1 pseudogene is annotated in these 385 nt (G+C 27.5%); it reads left to right on the top strand.

Going from position 1 to position 385, the window contains the following annotated elements:
* Nucleotides 1–375: pseudogene (locus tag H2279_RS08795) on the top strand (sugar transferase); the annotation flags it as partial.
* Nucleotides 376–385: the final 10 nt, after the last annotated feature.

Below are 385 nucleotides of genomic sequence, written 5' to 3'. Positions count from 1 at the left end.
CCCTTGCAAAATCAAATTAATGCTTTAAAGATTCAATTATCAAATACTCAAGCTAATTCAGCTAAGGCAAGAATTCAAAACCAACTTTCTTATAAACTAGGTCAAGCTATGATAGAAAATTCAAAAAGCATACTAGGTTATATAAGAATGCCTTATGTTTTATCTTATATAAAAGATAAGCATAAAAAAGAACAAAAAAATTATGAGGAAAAAATCAAAAAAGATCCTTCTTTAAAATTACCTCCTTTAGAATCTTATACTGATTATGAGGAAGCTTTAAAATTTAAAGAACATTTATCTTATAGACTAGGAGAAGCTTTAATAAGAGCTAATAATAATTGGTACGGGGGGGGGGTATATCAAATTGTGGTTTGAGATAAGAAAA

This window comes from Campylobacter sp. B0100352/1 (assembly GCF_020135855.1).
Classification (GTDB): domain Bacteria; phylum Campylobacterota; class Campylobacteria; order Campylobacterales; family Campylobacteraceae; genus Campylobacter_D; species Campylobacter_D taeniopygiae.
Note: the sequence above shows the minus strand (reverse complement) of the source record. Positions and strands in the feature narration are given on the sequence as shown.